This is a genomic window from Terriglobia bacterium (assembly GCA_020073205.1).
Classification (GTDB): Bacteria; Acidobacteriota; Polarisedimenticolia; order Polarisedimenticolales; family JAIQFR01; genus JAIQFR01.
In genome coordinates, this window is sequence record JAIQFR010000033.1 from 1 (window position 1) to 14,420 (window position 14,420).

At 66.5% G+C, this 14,420-nt stretch carries 15 protein-coding genes and 1 pseudogene; 8 read left to right on the forward strand and 8 right to left on the reverse strand.

Annotated features, from left to right (window positions below; genetic code table 11):
- The first annotated feature begins 16 nt into the window (after nt 1–16).
- Nucleotides 17–823 (forward strand): DUF1295 domain-containing protein, encoded by an 807-nt coding sequence (locus LAO51_08825; GenBank protein MBZ5638843.1) that lies wholly within the window; start codon nt 17–19, stop codon nt 821–823.
- Here the strand turns inward: LAO51_08825 and LAO51_08830 are convergent.
- Nucleotides 807–1,031 carry a hypothetical protein gene (locus LAO51_08830; GenBank protein ID MBZ5638844.1) on the reverse strand — a complete coding sequence of 75 codons (225 nt, stop codon included), beginning with the start codon at nt 1,029–1,031 and terminating at the stop codon, nt 807–809. The genes LAO51_08825 and LAO51_08830 overlap by 17 nt on opposite strands.
- Nucleotides 1,032–1,724: 693 nt before the next feature.
- Here LAO51_08830 and LAO51_08835 point away from each other — a divergent pair.
- The 6 genes and pseudogenes from LAO51_08835 (at nt 1,725) to LAO51_08860 (ending at nt 7,806) form a co-directional block, all read left to right on the forward strand.
- Nucleotides 1,725–2,246: pseudogene (locus tag LAO51_08835) on the forward strand (glycerophosphodiester phosphodiesterase).
- Complete coding sequence (locus tag LAO51_08840) at nt 2,200–2,778, forward strand: MotA/TolQ/ExbB proton channel family protein (GenBank protein ID MBZ5638845.1); 579 nt, start codon at nt 2,200–2,202, stop codon at nt 2,776–2,778. Before LAO51_08835 ends, LAO51_08840 begins: the two are co-directional and overlap by 47 nt.
- 13 nt (nt 2,779–2,791) lie before the next feature.
- Complete coding sequence (locus LAO51_08845) at nt 2,792–3,559, forward strand: OmpA family protein (protein ID MBZ5638846.1); 768 nt, start codon at nt 2,792–2,794, stop codon at nt 3,557–3,559.
- 24 nt (nt 3,560–3,583) lie between these two features.
- Nucleotides 3,584–4,990: a GTPase domain-containing protein gene (locus LAO51_08850; protein MBZ5638847.1), complete on the forward strand. Its 1,407-nt coding sequence runs from the start codon at nt 3,584–3,586 to the stop codon at nt 4,988–4,990.
- Nucleotides 4,991–5,026: 36 nt separating this feature from the next.
- Nucleotides 5,027–6,949 (forward strand): GspE/PulE family protein, encoded by a 1,923-nt coding sequence (locus LAO51_08855; protein MBZ5638848.1) that lies wholly within the window; start codon nt 5,027–5,029, stop codon nt 6,947–6,949.
- On the forward strand, nt 6,946–7,806 hold the full coding sequence (locus LAO51_08860) for an HDOD domain-containing protein (GenBank protein ID MBZ5638849.1): 861 nt from the start codon (nt 6,946–6,948) through the stop codon (nt 7,804–7,806). The genes LAO51_08855 and LAO51_08860 overlap by 4 nt, the downstream gene beginning before the upstream one ends.
- Nucleotides 7,807–7,808: 2 nt before the next feature.
- Here the strand turns inward: LAO51_08860 and thrC are convergent, their stop codons facing one another.
- Nucleotides 7,809–9,185: a threonine synthase gene (gene thrC / locus LAO51_08865; GenBank protein MBZ5638850.1), complete on the reverse strand. Its 1,377-nt coding sequence runs from the start codon at nt 9,183–9,185 to the stop codon at nt 7,809–7,811.
- Between the two features lie 149 nt (nt 9,186–9,334).
- On the opposite strand from thrC, the gene LAO51_08870 reads away from it, so the two are divergent.
- Entirely contained in the window at nt 9,335–10,762 is a 1,428-nt protein-coding gene (locus LAO51_08870) for a PLP-dependent transferase (protein ID MBZ5638851.1), read from the forward strand.
- Nucleotides 10,763–10,820: 58 nt separating this feature from the next.
- Here LAO51_08870 and LAO51_08875 read toward each other — a convergent pair whose 3' ends face one another.
- From LAO51_08875 to LAO51_08900, 6 genes are all read right to left on the reverse strand, one after another.
- Nucleotides 10,821–11,240: a DUF3788 domain-containing protein gene (locus LAO51_08875; protein ID MBZ5638852.1), complete on the reverse strand. Its 420-nt coding sequence runs from the start codon at nt 11,238–11,240 to the stop codon at nt 10,821–10,823.
- A gap of 34 nt (nt 11,241–11,274) precedes the next feature.
- Entirely contained in the window at nt 11,275–11,679 is a 405-nt protein-coding gene (locus LAO51_08880) for a hypothetical protein (protein ID MBZ5638853.1), read from the reverse strand.
- A gap of 147 nt (nt 11,680–11,826) precedes the next feature.
- Nucleotides 11,827–12,372 carry a DinB family protein gene (locus LAO51_08885; GenBank protein ID MBZ5638854.1) on the reverse strand — a complete coding sequence of 182 codons (546 nt, stop codon included), beginning with the start codon at nt 12,370–12,372 and terminating at the stop codon, nt 11,827–11,829.
- A 69-nt stretch (nt 12,373–12,441) separates the two neighbouring features.
- Nucleotides 12,442–12,987 carry a hypothetical protein gene (locus tag LAO51_08890; GenBank protein ID MBZ5638855.1) on the reverse strand — a complete coding sequence of 182 codons (546 nt, stop codon included), beginning with the start codon at nt 12,985–12,987 and terminating at the stop codon, nt 12,442–12,444.
- Nucleotides 12,988–13,042: 55 nt separating this feature from the next.
- Nucleotides 13,043–13,552 (reverse strand): DUF2938 domain-containing protein, encoded by a 510-nt coding sequence (locus LAO51_08895; protein MBZ5638856.1) that lies wholly within the window; start codon nt 13,550–13,552, stop codon nt 13,043–13,045.
- A complete protein-coding gene (locus LAO51_08900) occupies nt 13,545–14,315 on the reverse strand; it encodes a DUF4386 domain-containing protein (GenBank protein MBZ5638857.1) in 771 nt (256 codons plus the stop codon). Before LAO51_08900 ends, LAO51_08895 begins: the two co-directional genes overlap by 8 nt.
- Between the last annotated feature and the right edge of the window lie 105 nt (nt 14,316–14,420).

The following is a 14,420-nucleotide window of genomic DNA, read 5'->3' on the forward strand; positions in this document are numbered from 1 at the left end:
ATCGGAGAACGCGATGATGGGATCGGATCCTCTGTCCCTCGTCCTCACAGCTTATCTGGCCATGGCTGTTGTCATGGCTGGGCTCTGGGTCCTGCAACTGCGCGTGCGCAATGCCTCGATCGCGGATGTCGGTTGGTGCATGGGCCTCATGGCGGTCGTGCTGTGGTACGCCACGCAGGCCACCGGAGAGATCGAGCGGAAAACCCTCGTGGCTGTTTTGGTCGTGCTCTATGCGGGGCGACTAGGGTTCTACATCCTCCTCAATCGTGTGATCGGTAAGACCGAGGACGCTCGCTATCGCCGCCTGCGGGAGCAATGGGGTGGGTCTGAGCGGCTCAAGATGTTCGGCTATTTTCAACTGCAAGCGCTTGCCGTGGCGGGCTTCTCTCTCCCGTTTCTGGTTCTTATCCAAAATCCACGACCCCCATTCGCGCTGATCGAACTCGTCGGCTTGCTGATCTGGATTGTCGCTGTCACTGGTGAAGCCGTGGCCGACTGGCAACTCGCGCAGTTCCGCTCTAAATCATGGAATCGTGATCGTGTCTGCCGCGACGGACTCTGGTACTTCTCGCGCCACCCGAATTATTTCTTCGAATGGCTGCACTGGTGGGCCTATGTCGTCATGGCAATCGGTACGCCCGGCTGGATGCTCACATGGACCGGGCCAGTAGCGATGGGATGGGCGTTGGTTAGAGTGACGGGGATTCCGTTGGCAGAAGCGCAGGCGCTGGCAAGCCGTGGCGAGGAGTATCGGGTCTATCAGCAGACAACGAATATGTTGATCCCCTGGCGGCCGAAACGATGGCCTATTGAGCGGGGGTAAGCGAGGCGAGACGTGCTCGGGCCGTCTCGGCTTCCTTGCTGGTTGGATAGAGCCGGATCACATCTTCGTAGAGCTGTTTGGCGTGCGCGACATTGTGTTGCCGCTCTTCAAACTCGGCGGTCTCGAGCAGTTCCTTCGGCTTGTCCCCGCTGCAGGCGGCGACGGCGAGCACGCAGGCGCACAGTATCATGGCTAGGGATCGTGTCATGCAGCCTCCTGTTACTCTAACCACTTCTGCCACCAGGTGGCGTTCCGCGGTTCTTTTCTCACATGATACGAGATTCCGTGCAACTTGTTCCAATCCAGATGCACCCGACCCCCTGTCGCTTCGTGGAGTTTTTGCCAGGACTCAAGGAGATTCAGGCAGGCATGGTCGATGTGGCGGAGGTCGTGTTGGAGGCTACGCGAATACTGCTACCACTCTAGATGAGCGGGGCCTGGTGCCAAAGGGAAATGTGAGAAGCGACAGAGCCTGTTCGTGGGGGCTATGTCGGCTCAATGCCGTATCGGGGGGCGGTGATGCCTTCGCCGCGGCACTTAGGACAGCGACATGGCCTGGTCAGTTTCGTTCGATCACGAAAGATGAAGCCACAATCCGGACAGACAGACGGTTCGAGGATGAATCGGCGCAAAGGATCTCTGGCCAACGTTTTCACGACGTGAGTGAGATGCTCCTCGACCAGTCGCTCGGGAAGGCCCAGCATCTGTGCCAACTGGTGAGACGACAGCCTGGTGCCGGTGATCAAGTCGATGATCCGTTGACGCGGCGTCCGTTCGGGAGGCAACATGACGCGACATCGTAGGGGATTCGGCCCACCGAAGCCAAGTGGCCCGCCATCGCGGTGGTTTTGGTCCAAGCGCCACGTGCTTGACAGGGGGAAAATGGTAGAGGAAGAGCCCTATGGTCTATTGGTTCAAAGTCCTCCTCGCCACGGTTGCCGCTGCAAGTGTGCTAGTGACGGGCCTGCTGATTGTCTCCAGGCTCATCAGTGAGCCTTCGCTGGGCAAGAAACTGGTCCAGGCGTTAGGGATTGCTCGCCCCGCCGTTATCGCCCATCGCGGCGCTTCTTATCTCGCGCCGGAAGAGACGAGGCCCGCCTATTTGTTGGCTCGCGAGCTGGGCGCGGACTACCTTGAGTTTGACATTCAGCGCACCAAAGACGGTGTGCTCATTGCCTTGCATGACGACGATCTCTCTCGCACCACCAATGTCGCCGATGTGTTCCCCGGTCGCGAGAAGGACACCATCGACACGTTTACCTTTGCCGAGTTGCAGCAGTTGGATGCCGGGTCCTGGTTTAATCGGCAGGCTTCCGATCGGGCTCGCGATTCGTTTCGCGGTCTCCGCATTCTTCGCCTGGAAGACGTGATCGACATTGCCGAGACCGGATCGCATCGGCCCGGCCTCTATATCGAGACGAAGGGGGATCATCTCGCTCGAGGGCGAGGCCCAGAAGGCGTCGGACCCGTTCCTGAAGCGCGCGATCCTCATGGCGGTGGACGGCGTCGACTCCAAGACCATGCACGAGACCCTCGAGCTCGAGCTGCAGGAGATGGACGAGCAGGGCGACCTCTCCGCGAAGGTGTACGAGGCGGCGGGCGGCTACGCTCCGACCATCGGCATCCTCGGCGCGGTCCTCGGCCTGATCCACGTCATGCAGAACCTGTCGGACGTGGCCAAGGTCGGCGAGGGGATCGCGGTGGCATTCGTGGCGACGATCTACGGCGTCGGCTCCGCGAACATCGTCTTCCTGCCCGCCGGCGGGAAGCTCAAGGTGAAGCACCGCGCGGACATGGTGCTCCGCGAGATGATGATGCACGGCGCCATCGCGATCCAGGAGGGCCAGAACCCGAAGCTCATCGAGGAGAAGCTCTCCGCGTTCATCCACGAGAAGCAGAAGGCCGCCGAGCCGGCCCAGGCCGCGAAGAAGGCAGCTCCTCGGGCGGCGGCCTGACGGTGACGACGCCGTGAGGAAGAAAGAGGCCGACCACGTGAGCCACGAGCGGTGGCTCGTGTCGTACGCGGACTTCATCACGCTGATGTTCGCGTTCTTCGTGGTCATGTTCGCGATCTCGCAGGTCGACGCGCAGAAGCTGGGTCGATTCGTGGAGTCGGTGAACGTCGCGTTCGAGATGAAGGGCGTGTTCCCGGAGAGCAGGCCCCAGCCCATCGTGGCGTCGCCCTCCACGGGGGGGGGGATCGGGGTGAGGCCGAATCTCGCCCCGCCGAAGATCACCGTGGTGACGGGCACGATCCCGTCCCGGCGATCCTCGGAGGTGCGGCGGGCGCTCCAGCGGATGCTCCTGCGATCGCGGCTCCAGGACAAGCTCCGCGTCCGCCTGGACCGGCGGGGCGTGACCGTCAGCCTCTCCGAGGCGGGCTTCTTCGACACCGGCTCCGCCCAGGTGCGCGCCGACGCGCTCCCCACGCTCCACGACCTCGCCGAGACGCTCAAGGTCGCCGATGCCCCGATCGCCGTCGAGGGCCACACCGACAACGTGCCGATCAGCACGCAGCAATTCCCGTCCAACTGGGAGCTGTCCACCGTCCGCGCCACCACCATCGTGCGGTACCTGGTCGAGCAGCAGGGGTACGACCCGCTCCGTCTCTCGGCGACCGGGTTCGCGGAGTACCGTCCGGTCGGCGACAACGCCACCGCCGACGGGCGTGCGCTGAACCGCCGCGTCGACCTGGTGATCCTCACCGAGGCCTCGGAAGGCCCCGTTCCGCGTTGAGCCCGCCGCGGCGGGAGGCGTATCGTGGCGGTCCTGGACATCGCCGGCAAGACGATCACCCTCAAGGTCGTCTACTACGGCTGCGCGCTGGCGGGGAAGACCGCGAACCTCGTGACCCTGCACCGTCTCACGGACCCCGACGGCCAGCATGGCCTCGTGGCCATCGCGACTCAGGACGACCGGACCCTGTTCTTCGACCTCCTCCCGGTGGACCTCGGCCGGGTGGGCGGGCTCACGGTTCACGTCAAGGCCTACACGGTCCCCGGCCAGGTCCACTACGAGATCACCCGGCGGCAGGTCCTCGCCGGGGCGGACGCGGTGGTGCTGGTCGTGGACTCCTCCCCTTCGGAGGCGAAGGCCAACCACTGGATGCTCGACAACCTCAGGATGAACCTGAAGTCGAACGGCCTCGATCCCGACAAGATCCCGACCGTCCTCCAGTGGAACAAGCGCGACCTCCCCGGCGTCCGGCCCGTGGCGGAGCTGGCGGCGGAGCTGAACGCCCGGGAGTACCCGGCGCAGGAGGCGGTGGCGATCACGGGCGCGGGGGTCGTCGAGACCTTCGCCGCCGCGCTGAAGGCCGCGCTCCGACAGGCGTACGCCCGGGCGAGCCGGAGCCCGGCGACGCCGGAGCTTCTGGACCACACGGTGGACCTCGCCCTCGAGCAGGCCCGGACGCGCGCTCCCTCGATTCCCGAGACCGCGCCCGCCGCGTTCGACCACCGGGTGGACATGGCCGCCTACCACGAGAAATGGGCCGAGAAGGGGCGGGACCGGCGGATCCTCGACCAGGAGACCCTGCTCTCCGAGGCCGTCAAGACCAACATGGAGCTGGCCGAGAAGCTCGACGACCTGCACGGCGCCCAGGCCGCGAACGAGCTCCGGGGGAGCATGCTCGAGGCGCTGGGGCGGCTCACCCCCGCCGTGGTCGATCCCTCCCGGGCCGCGCTCCCCAAAGGACTGGTGCCCATGCTCCTCACGGCGTGCGGACGCAGCCGGGGATCGCTCCTGGTTTTCCGGCCGGGGGAGAAGGTGATGGAAGATCGCGAGGTCGTGCCGGGCGGCAAGGACCCGCTGAACGCCGCGGTCGCGCCGTCGCTCGGCAGCGCCGCTTTCCGCCTCTGCCAGGGGGCCTCGGTGCGCTGGATCGAGGACCTGGCGGGAGAGGTCTTCTTCGACTCGGCGCCCCCCGAGGCGCAGGGGGTCCTCTCGGCCCTGGTCGCGCCGCTCGCCTGCGACGGTGCCGCGTTCGGCGCTCTCGTGGTCTACGGCACCGTGCACGAGTCGCCCCCCGGGAGCTGCGAGAGAGGATTCTGGGAGATCTGCTCCAGCCTCCTCTCCCTCTCCCTCCACTGGCGGGGGCTGAGGAAGAGGCTGACGCGGCTCGAAACCCCGGCTCCGGCCTCAAGTTCTGGCTCTCCGAGCCGATAGGGAATCGTCAAGGGCTGCAGGGCTCATGGGGGAAGCGTGCTCGAAACCACACAGGCTTCCGATCTCGAGTCGCTCCTGCTTCGGGAGGGAGTCGTCACCGAGGCCCAGCTGGATCGCACCCGCCGCATCGCCGGGCGCCTCGCCTCGGCGCGGCCCGTGGGCGAGATTCTCGTCGAGCTGGGCCAGCTCGCGCGGGCGGAGTACGACCGGATCGTCCGGCTCCACCGTGCGGAGCTGAGCCTCGAGTCGATCCTCCTCGAGGACGGGGCCCTGAGCGAGCACGGGCTGACCGCCTACAGGATCGCCAAGGTCAAGTCGCCCTCCCGCGGAGAGCGCTCGCTCCTCGTGGAGGACGGGCTCGTCAGCGAGGAGCAGTTCCTGAGGGCGCTCGCTTCGAAGTACGACATGGCGTACGTCGAGCCCGAGGTCGGCCTCGTCGACCTCGAGCTGCTCAAGAAGACCTCGCTCCCGTACCTGTCGCGGCACAAGGTGCTGCCGCTGCGCGTGGTCGACGGGACCCTGACCGCGATCATGGCCGATCCTCTCGAGCGGCAGGTCCGCGCCGAGCTGGAGCGGATCTACGGGGTTCCGGTGCGGCCGTGCTGTGCCACCTCCGCCCGGATCGCGGAGGCGATTCAGACCCTCGAGCGACTCCAGGACGGGAAGGCGGGCACGGAAGGCTCGAGCCTCCAGTACCGCGAGATCCAGGAGGAGGCGTCCGAGGACGAGACGGGCGAGGGGGCGGTCCAGATCGTGGATTACCTGCTCCTCCGGGCGATCCAGCTCGGCGCCAGCGACCTCCACATCGAGCCGCAGGAGAGCAAGATCCGCATCCGGGTCCGCGTCGACGGGGTCCTGCGCAACCTCACCGACCTCCCCGCCGACTTCGCTCCACGGGTCGTCTCGCGGGTCAAGGTGCTGGCGGGAGCGGACATCGCCGAGAGGCGCCTCCACCAGGACGGCCGGATCGTGGTCAAAGTGGAGGGGCGAGAGGTGGACATCCGCGTCTCGTCGTACGCGGCGATGTTCGGCGAGACGCTGGTGCTGAGGCTCCTCGATCGGAAGCGGGGGCTGGTGCCGCTGGACGACCTGGGATTCGCGCCGCGGGTGCTCGCGACGCTCCGGGACGTGGTGCTCCGGACCTCGTCGGGGCTCGTCCTCGTCACCGGGCCGACGGGAAGCGGGAAGACCACCACGCTGTACTCGTTCGTCGACTACGTGAACGACGCGTCCATCAAGGTGATCTCCTGCGAGGACCCGGTGGAGTACGTCCTGGACGGCGTGACCCAGTGCTCGGTGAACAACAAGACCGGCCCGACGTTCGCCGACTCGCTCAAGGCGATCGTCCGCCAGGACCCGGACATCATCGTGGTCGGCGAGGTCCGGGATCCCACGACCGCGGCGCTCGGCGTCGAGGCGGCGCTGACCGGCCACAAGGTGTTCTCGACCTTCCACACCGAGGATGCGGTGGGCGCGGTGATCCGGCTCCTCGACATGGGCGTCGAGCCGTTCCTGGTCTCGTCCACCCTCGCCGGGATCGTGGCGCAGCGGCTGGTGCGGCGCGTCTGCCCCGAGTGCATGAAGCCGGCGGAGCCGACGAGGGAGGACCTCAGGTTCCTCGGCCTGGAACGCTCCGATTTGAACGGCATCCCGCTGATGGCGGGAGCCGGGTGCTCGCGGTGCTCGGGCACCGGGTACAAGGGGCGCCTCGGTATCCACGAGGTCCTCCTCCCGGACGACGATTTCAGGGACGCGGTCCTGAGGCGCGCGCCGTCGAAGGAGCTTCGGGCCCTGGCGCGGCAGCTTCCCTCGTTCCTCACGCTGCAGGAGGACGGGCTGCTCAAGGCCATGGCGGGGCTCACCTCCCTGACGGAGATCGCGACCAACGCCCCGCGGGACGCCGGCGCACGGCGCCCCGTGGTCCTCCAGGAGATCGCCTCGGTCGGGAGGCCGCGATGACGACGATGGTCGAGTCTTCCGCACGATCGCTGGCCGACCGGATCCGCGAGGCCGTTCTCAAGGGGGACCTGAGCCTGCCCCCGCTCCCCGAGCTGGCGAGACGCATCCTGGACCTGCTCCACGACGAGAGCCGCGCCGACTCGAGGTGCGTCGCCGAGCTCGTCCGCAACGACCAAGCGGTGGCGGCCACGCTGCTCCGCATGGCCAACTCCGCGGCGTTCGGCGGACTCAGGGAGGTGACCGACCTGAGCCAGGCGGTGACGAGGCTCGGCCTCAGGCACGTGGGCTCCGTCGTGACCGCCCTTCTCCACCGCGGGAACTTCGAGACGAGGGATCCCGCCCGGCAGGACCTGCTCCGCGTCCTGTGGGATCACGCGGTCGCCACCGCGCTGACCGCGAGGTACCTGACCGTCCGAGGCGGGGGCGACCCCGAGGAGGCGTATCTCGCCGGCCTCCTCCACGACACCGGGAAGCTCCTGGTCCTCAAGGGGGTGGACGTGCTGCAGCGCAAGGGCGCCGGCACCTCCCTCACCCCCCCGGTGCTGGACGACCTCCTCGACCTCCTGCACACCGAGCTGGGCCACCGGACGCTGACGCGCTGGAAGCTCCCCGAGTCGATCTGCCGCGTCGCCCAGCACCACCACGACGAGCTGCACGGCTCCCCCGACCTCCTCCTCGTCCGCGTCCAGGCCGCCGACGCGATCTCGCGCAAGATGGGGACGCACCCGCGCCCGGACCCCGACATGAACCTGAGCGAGGTCCCCGCGATCGAGCGGCTCGGCCTCGACGACCTCGAGCTGGCCACCCTGCAGGTGGACGTCGAGGACGCCCTCGCCGCCATCAAGAAGCTGATCTGAGATCAGGAGGTCGCGAACCGCTCCAGCAGGAGCCGCTTGAACGGCTCGTAGTCGACGGTCCCGCGGCCGTACGACTCTTCCCGGTCCTCGATCCCCTCGAGGCTCTTCGGGACCTCGGGGTCGATGCCCAGGAGCGACTGGATCTCCTCGGGGAATTTCGCGGGGTGGGCGGTCTCCACCGACACCGCCAGCGGGTCCGCTCCGTCGGGGAGCGAGTCCAGGTAGCGAAGGAGCCCCGCCCAGCCCACCGCGCCGTGCGGCTCGAGCAGCACGTGGTGCCGCTCCCACGCGCCGCGGATCGTCGCTCGCGTCTCCTCGTCGGAGATGCTGACCGCGTGGATGTCGTGCCGGAGGCGCCCCATGTCCGGCGGCTCGCGCAGCCGGCCCGTCTCGTCCATCCACCCGCCGTACGCGTCCACGAGGCGCGCGAGGTTCGACGGGTGCCCGACGTTCATCGCGTTCGAGATGCAGACGAGACTGGGCACGATCTTCTCGTAGACGCCGGTCGCGATGAACCGCGGGACCTCGTCGTTGGCGTTGGTGGCGATCACGAGCCGGGAGATGGGCACGCCGAGCCGCGCCGCGATCACCGCCCCCATCATGTCGCCGAAGTTCCCGGAAGGAACGGCGAACACGATCGGCTCCATCTCGCGCGCCCGCGCCAGCCGGGCGTAGGCGTACACGTAGTACACCGCCTGCGGGAGGAGGCGGCCGATGTTGATCGAGTTCGCGGAGGTGAGCCTGATCCCGGAGAGGTCGGGGTCGGAGAACGCGCGCTTCACCATCGCCTGGCAGTCGTCGAACTTCCCGTCGATGCCCAGGGTGGTCACGTTCCCGCCCAGCGTCGTCATCTGCTTGCGCTGCCTTCTGCTGACCTCCGCGACGGGGAACAGCACGACCACCCGGACCCGCGGCACGCCGTGGTAGGCGTGGGCCACGGCGCTCCCGGTGTCGCCGGACGTCGCCGTGAGGATGACCAGCTCGGACGGGTCCCCCTCCATGAGAACGCTCATCCAACGAGCCATCATCCGCGCCGCGAAGTCCTTGAACGACGCGGTGGGCCCGCGGTCGAGCCGCAGCAGGTGCTTTCGCCCCTCGACGTGCTCGAGCGGGACGTCGTAGGAGTAGGCGTCCTCGCAGAGCGCCCTCAGCCGGTCGTTCGGGATGATCCCGGCGGTGAATCGCTCGAGGACGGCAAGAGCGATCTCCGGGTAACCGCGGTCCTTGAACTCCGCCATCTCGGCCGGGAGGATCTTGGGGAAAAGCTCCGGCATGAAGAGCCCGCGGTCCGCGGCCTGTCCCTCGAGGAGCGCATCGCGCAGCGTGACGCGTGGCACCTGCCGGTTCGTGCTGTAGAAAAGGATGGGTTCGCCGCTCATGATGACCTGCCCCCGCGACCCATCATAGTACAGGGGGTTTCTCCGCCGAAAGCCGATCGGAGCCGGTCTTCCGCGTTGTGCCCGAGCCGGCGTTTGGTGTATGGTGCACCCCAAGCTCCAACCGATCCGGCCCTTCGCGGGAGGTCGACATGACGGTCGCAGAGGACGTCCTGGTCACGCCGGGCATGCGCAGGTACATCGAGCGGAGCGCCGAGTACCTCGAGCGGCGATCGAGGTACATCCGCGACGTGGTCAAGAAGTGGAGGTTCGACACGATCGCCGTCCACGGTCTCTACTCGGTGGAGGACGCCATCGAGGACTACCAGGGGTCGATCATCGAGCCGATCTTCATGAGCTCGTCGCAGGCCTACCGCGATTCCGACGAGATGGCCGCTGCCCTGGCGTACCTGATCCCCACCTGGTGCTACTCGAGGATCGCGAACCCCTCGACCTACTACTACGAGTGGACGCTGGCGCTCCTCGAGGGATACGGCTTCGACGGCGAGACTTCGTGCTGCTCCACCTCCTCGGGAATGGCCGCGATCATGACCGCGGTGCAGCCGTTTCTGATGCACATCCGGCACAACACGTTCGAGTCCCGCAACTTCGTGGCCACCGCGCAGTGCTACGGGGGGACCTTCCAGCAGTTCAACGTCCGCCTCCAGCAGGAGCGCGACGTCGAGTGCCGGTGGATCGGGGACCCGACGAGCCTGGACGAGTGGGAATCGAAGATCGACGAGAACACCCGGTTCCTCTACGGCGAGCTTCCGAGCAACCCGCAGCAGGGGTTCTTCGACGTCCGCGCGGTGGCCGACCTCGCCCACGCCCACAACCTCCCGTTGATCGTGGACAGCACCGTGGCGACGCCGGCGCTCCTGCGGCCGATCTGCCACGGGGCCGACATCGTGGTCCAGTCCACCACCAAGACCCTGACGTCGAGCGGCTTCGGGATCTGCGGCGCGGTGATCGCGCGCAAGGGGATCGTCACGAGCATTCCCAACGAAGCGCTCCGGAACGACTTCTCGCTCTACATCAAGTACCTCCCGAACCGGGACTACGGCCCGAACCTGCACCCGATGCAGGCGATCATGACGCTCAACGACATGAGGACGCTGAGGTCCAAGGTGGACCTGATGAGCCGGAGCACGATGAAGGTGGCCGAGTACCTCGAGGGGCACCCTGCGGTCGAGAGCGTCGAGTACCTGGGCCTGCCGGACCACCCGCTCCACGAGCTGGCCAGCCGCTACCTGTGGCTCGTGGACGCGGAGCTGGACGAGCAGTACGGGAAGCCGGTCAACCGTTACGGCCACCTGATGTCGTTCTGCGTCAAGGGCGGCGCCGAGACCGCGAGGAAGTTCTTCGACGGCCTTAAGCGGATCTGGAGGGCGACGGACCTCGGAAGGATCAAGAGCGTGGCCACGATCCCCGCGATCTCGACCCACCAGCAGCAGGGGGAGACCGGCCGGAAGCTCGCGGGCATCCCGCCGAACATGGTCCGGCTCTGCGTGGGCGGCGAGCACCCGGACGACGTCATCGCCGACCTCGACCAGGCGCTCCGGGGAGCGCAGCGGAAGTAGCGGCGGGTGGCGGTCCGCCGTCTCGACGGTGTCCCGCGCATCCACCCTTCACCCGCCATCAGTTCGCCATCTTGATCGACGCCAGCGTTTCGACGCTCGCCAGGTCCTTCTTGTCGTGCACCTCGATCCGCACTCCCCGGCCCTCAAGGTACCTGGGCGCGGTCCGAAGGATCTCGAGTACTCGCCCTGGAAGCGTGCTCCCCTGTGCTGCCTCGTGGGCCTTCTCGCTTAGCGCGAACGATGCCACGAAGGTACCCGAACAGGGCACCGGGTAGAGTACCGTCCTCTGCTTCTGCCGGAGCTTTAGAATCCACCCATGGGATTTTCCCGAGAAGCTCCACCTCCCGACCAGAGGAGCGAATCTGGAAGAGAGAGCGGCGCGCAGGTCGGCCCACGAGCCGCTCGCCTCGCCCAGAACGGCTTCGAGCGTCCGTTCCGTGGGCCGGGAGCCGCGATCGAGGAATGCGCTCGGCGACATGCGTCCTCCCTGCTCTGCTCGTCCGGCGGCGCGGCTAACCCGCGAGCGGATGGAACCGGCTGAGGATGATGCCGTACACGACGAACTCGACGATCCCCCCGAGGAACCACGCGGCGGCAAGCCGTCCTGGGATCGGGAACAGCACGTATGGGTTGAGGTCCACGAGCACGCCTGCCAGCAGGGCGAAGAACACGCCGTAGCCCATCCCTTCACGAATCGAACCCACCCGCGCAAATCGGCTGTATCCCCAGGCGAACAGCACGACCACACCCGCGGTGACCGACAGCAATGCCCATGTTCTGTCTGCGAGATCGGGACGGTACAGGTGCCGAACCACCGCGTCCGCACGGCGGAGCAGCACGAGATGGACCAGCCCGTTCCAGACGATGGCCGCGACGAACAGCACCGAACACGCAAGGGCGAAGCGCCTGACCCGCATACGACACCCGCTTCCGAGCCATCCGACGAAATGCGCCTCGGCGGCGGGCGACCGCCCGCCGGCCACGAGACACCCGCACGACCTCCATCCGCCTCACCCGCGACACAATCCGCGGAGCCGCAAGCGCCCGGCCGCCGCAGTCGCGGGTCAGGCATCCGCGCTCGACGACGCGCTCGCTTCGCGCCGCCGGGTGCGCCATTGCCAGAGCCCTGCCGTCACGCTCTGCGGAAGCCGGTACCCGAGCTGCCGAGCGGCCATGACGATTTGGCCCCGATGATGCGCCTCCTGGGCGGCGAAGTACGTCAGGACGTGTTCGACGTCCAGCGGGAGATTCCGCCACACGTAGGCCTTGGAGGGCGGCACCTGGCCCCCGTGACCGATCCCGAGCTCTAAGAGGGCCGCGATGCCGCGACCGCTCCGCTTCAAGGCCGACACGAGCTGCCGGGATGTGACGGTCCGCGGATCGACTCGCGTCGGCGAAGGGATCCCGTGCTCGCCGCCCAAGGTCTTCACCCAGCTGCACCGCGCGTTGTGGAGGTGCGCGGCGACGCTCCGGACCGTGCGTGTCGGGATGCCGGGGATCGTCGCACGCCAGAGCGGACGCGGGATGCGCTCCATCAGGTATACGGTGACGCGGTTGCTCGTGCTCCACGCGGCGAGCCGTGCGTCCTGCATGTCGAGCGACCGAATCACGCGCCTCCCTCCTGCGGAACGGTCCGAGCCAGGACTCGCCATGTCGGACGGTGGCAACCTGTGACCTCGTCAGTCGAACAGCTCCTCGCCGGCAATCGAGATACGGTAACCCGGCTCGAGGACGACCAAGATACTCGGGCATGACGGCAAGGTGTAGCAGGCTGCAACGGCCTGATCCTCCCGAATCTCGGGTGCGTGCCGAGATGGCTTGTAGGTCAGGCCAGGGAGACGTCTTTTCACCTCGCCTCCGAGAACGCTTCGGCCCCACGCCACACCGGCGTCGTCTGGTTGTCGGGTGACCACGATGGCTTCGAGCTTCTTCACGCCTTCCGGGCCGAGCTCGAACGTCAACTCGATGGAGCGTTTGCGGTACTCGACCGTCGCAGACCAACTGGGAGTAGGACCGCACTCCGACTCCTGCCGCTGAAGCGCGAATTCCTTCGCCACCTCGCCCCGCACCTCGTCCGCCGTCATTCCCAACCGCAGTCCCCCCCACGAGGGGCAGCCGTTTACGACTCGCAACGGATCGAAGAGGTCCAAGGCCGAGGATGCCCCCACCAACGACGCGCCGACGCACAGTTGAACAACGAGAACCATTCGCGCCGTCCTCCCCATCGGTGCCTCCTGTCCGTCCAACGGTCTGCGTCAGGCCCGGGCCGTGACACGCGAGTTAGGCAAATGCCCGTTGCAACCAGTTGACCAACCATGCGAACAGATAAAGACCCGCGCCAAATGCGGCGTGATTCGTCAAACTGCGGAGTCGTGCCCGCGTAGGATTTGACGTCTTGGATGCAGCAAGGCCGAGCCCAAGTAGGGGCTGCATGATCAAGAATGGCCCCAAGACCGTGACGACCCCGAAGACGATCGCGGGACTCAGCGTCGGATGCCGAACCCAGTTGTCGCCCACTAATGCGACGAAAACGATGGCGAACGTAATGCCGATCATGTAGTGGGCGATCCATCCTACCGTGCATTCTGCGCTCTTCCGTGGAGCAGATGCAATGTTCGAATGCTTGAAGGTTCCCTCTGGCATGTATCGAAGCCAGCGCCCGACTAGACAGATGTCGGATGGAGTAATCTTGAAGGCATGCTTGAGAAACAGCGCCCACAGATCGAAAGTGAGAGTTGCGCCAAGCCCAATGAGGATCGCGCTTATGAGGGAGAGAGCCAGATTATTCATGAGTCGCCTTGTTATTGATTGCAAATACCTCAACGTCCAGGCTGACCGGACCTTGTGTTGTGAGCCCGGATGGTCGCAGACCGCGAAAGAGTAGCAGGACGCTGAGCGCGATCTCGAAGAGCACCATCGGCATGTCGAACCACCACGGGTTCACTAGCTTCGGGAATTCGGGGAAGAGGAACAGAACGAAGGTGCAGGCGGCGCACCATGCGCCGGCCAGCGCGCCGAAGGCGGCCAACGCACTGGGGACGTAGGCCGACTTGAGCCACAAGTACGCGCCGGCGGTGGCCGCCAAGGACCAGAACAGCAGGCCGACGTAGTTTTGGTCGAAGCCAGAAAGGTACAGCCGTGCCAGCACTGTCAACTGGTCCCTAGGGAACCCGCGCGCGTACTCGGGGCGGCTAAGCAGCCTCAGAGCGGTAAAGAGATTGACCGTGACCAGGAGCCAGGTGAAGCCGTGGACCAGGCGACCGAAGGCGGCCACCAAGGCGAGCGTCCGGTCCACTGGCTTGAGAACGACATAGAGCGCTGCACTCACGACGAGAACAGCAATGCAGTAGAGCACGTCGCCCGCGAGGCCGACGCGGAAGAGTGCTTCGTGCGCCAGGATGTTGCGCGCGGTCTGCGCCGGATCAGCGCTAACGATCAGGCGTGCGAAGATGCCGAAATTGACCGAGGCCACGGTGACGAAGGAAGACAGGTACGCAAGTCCTGCGATCCTCGCGGCTTTGCGTTGTGAGCCGTCGATAGCGCTGCTCCTCATTTGACGTCCTCTTGCATCCTTCAGCGGTATCGAGCTCCCACGCCGCGTTCCGGCCCGGGCCGCTCCTCGCTCACAGTCCGTCCGCATAACGCCGCGCGTAACGCG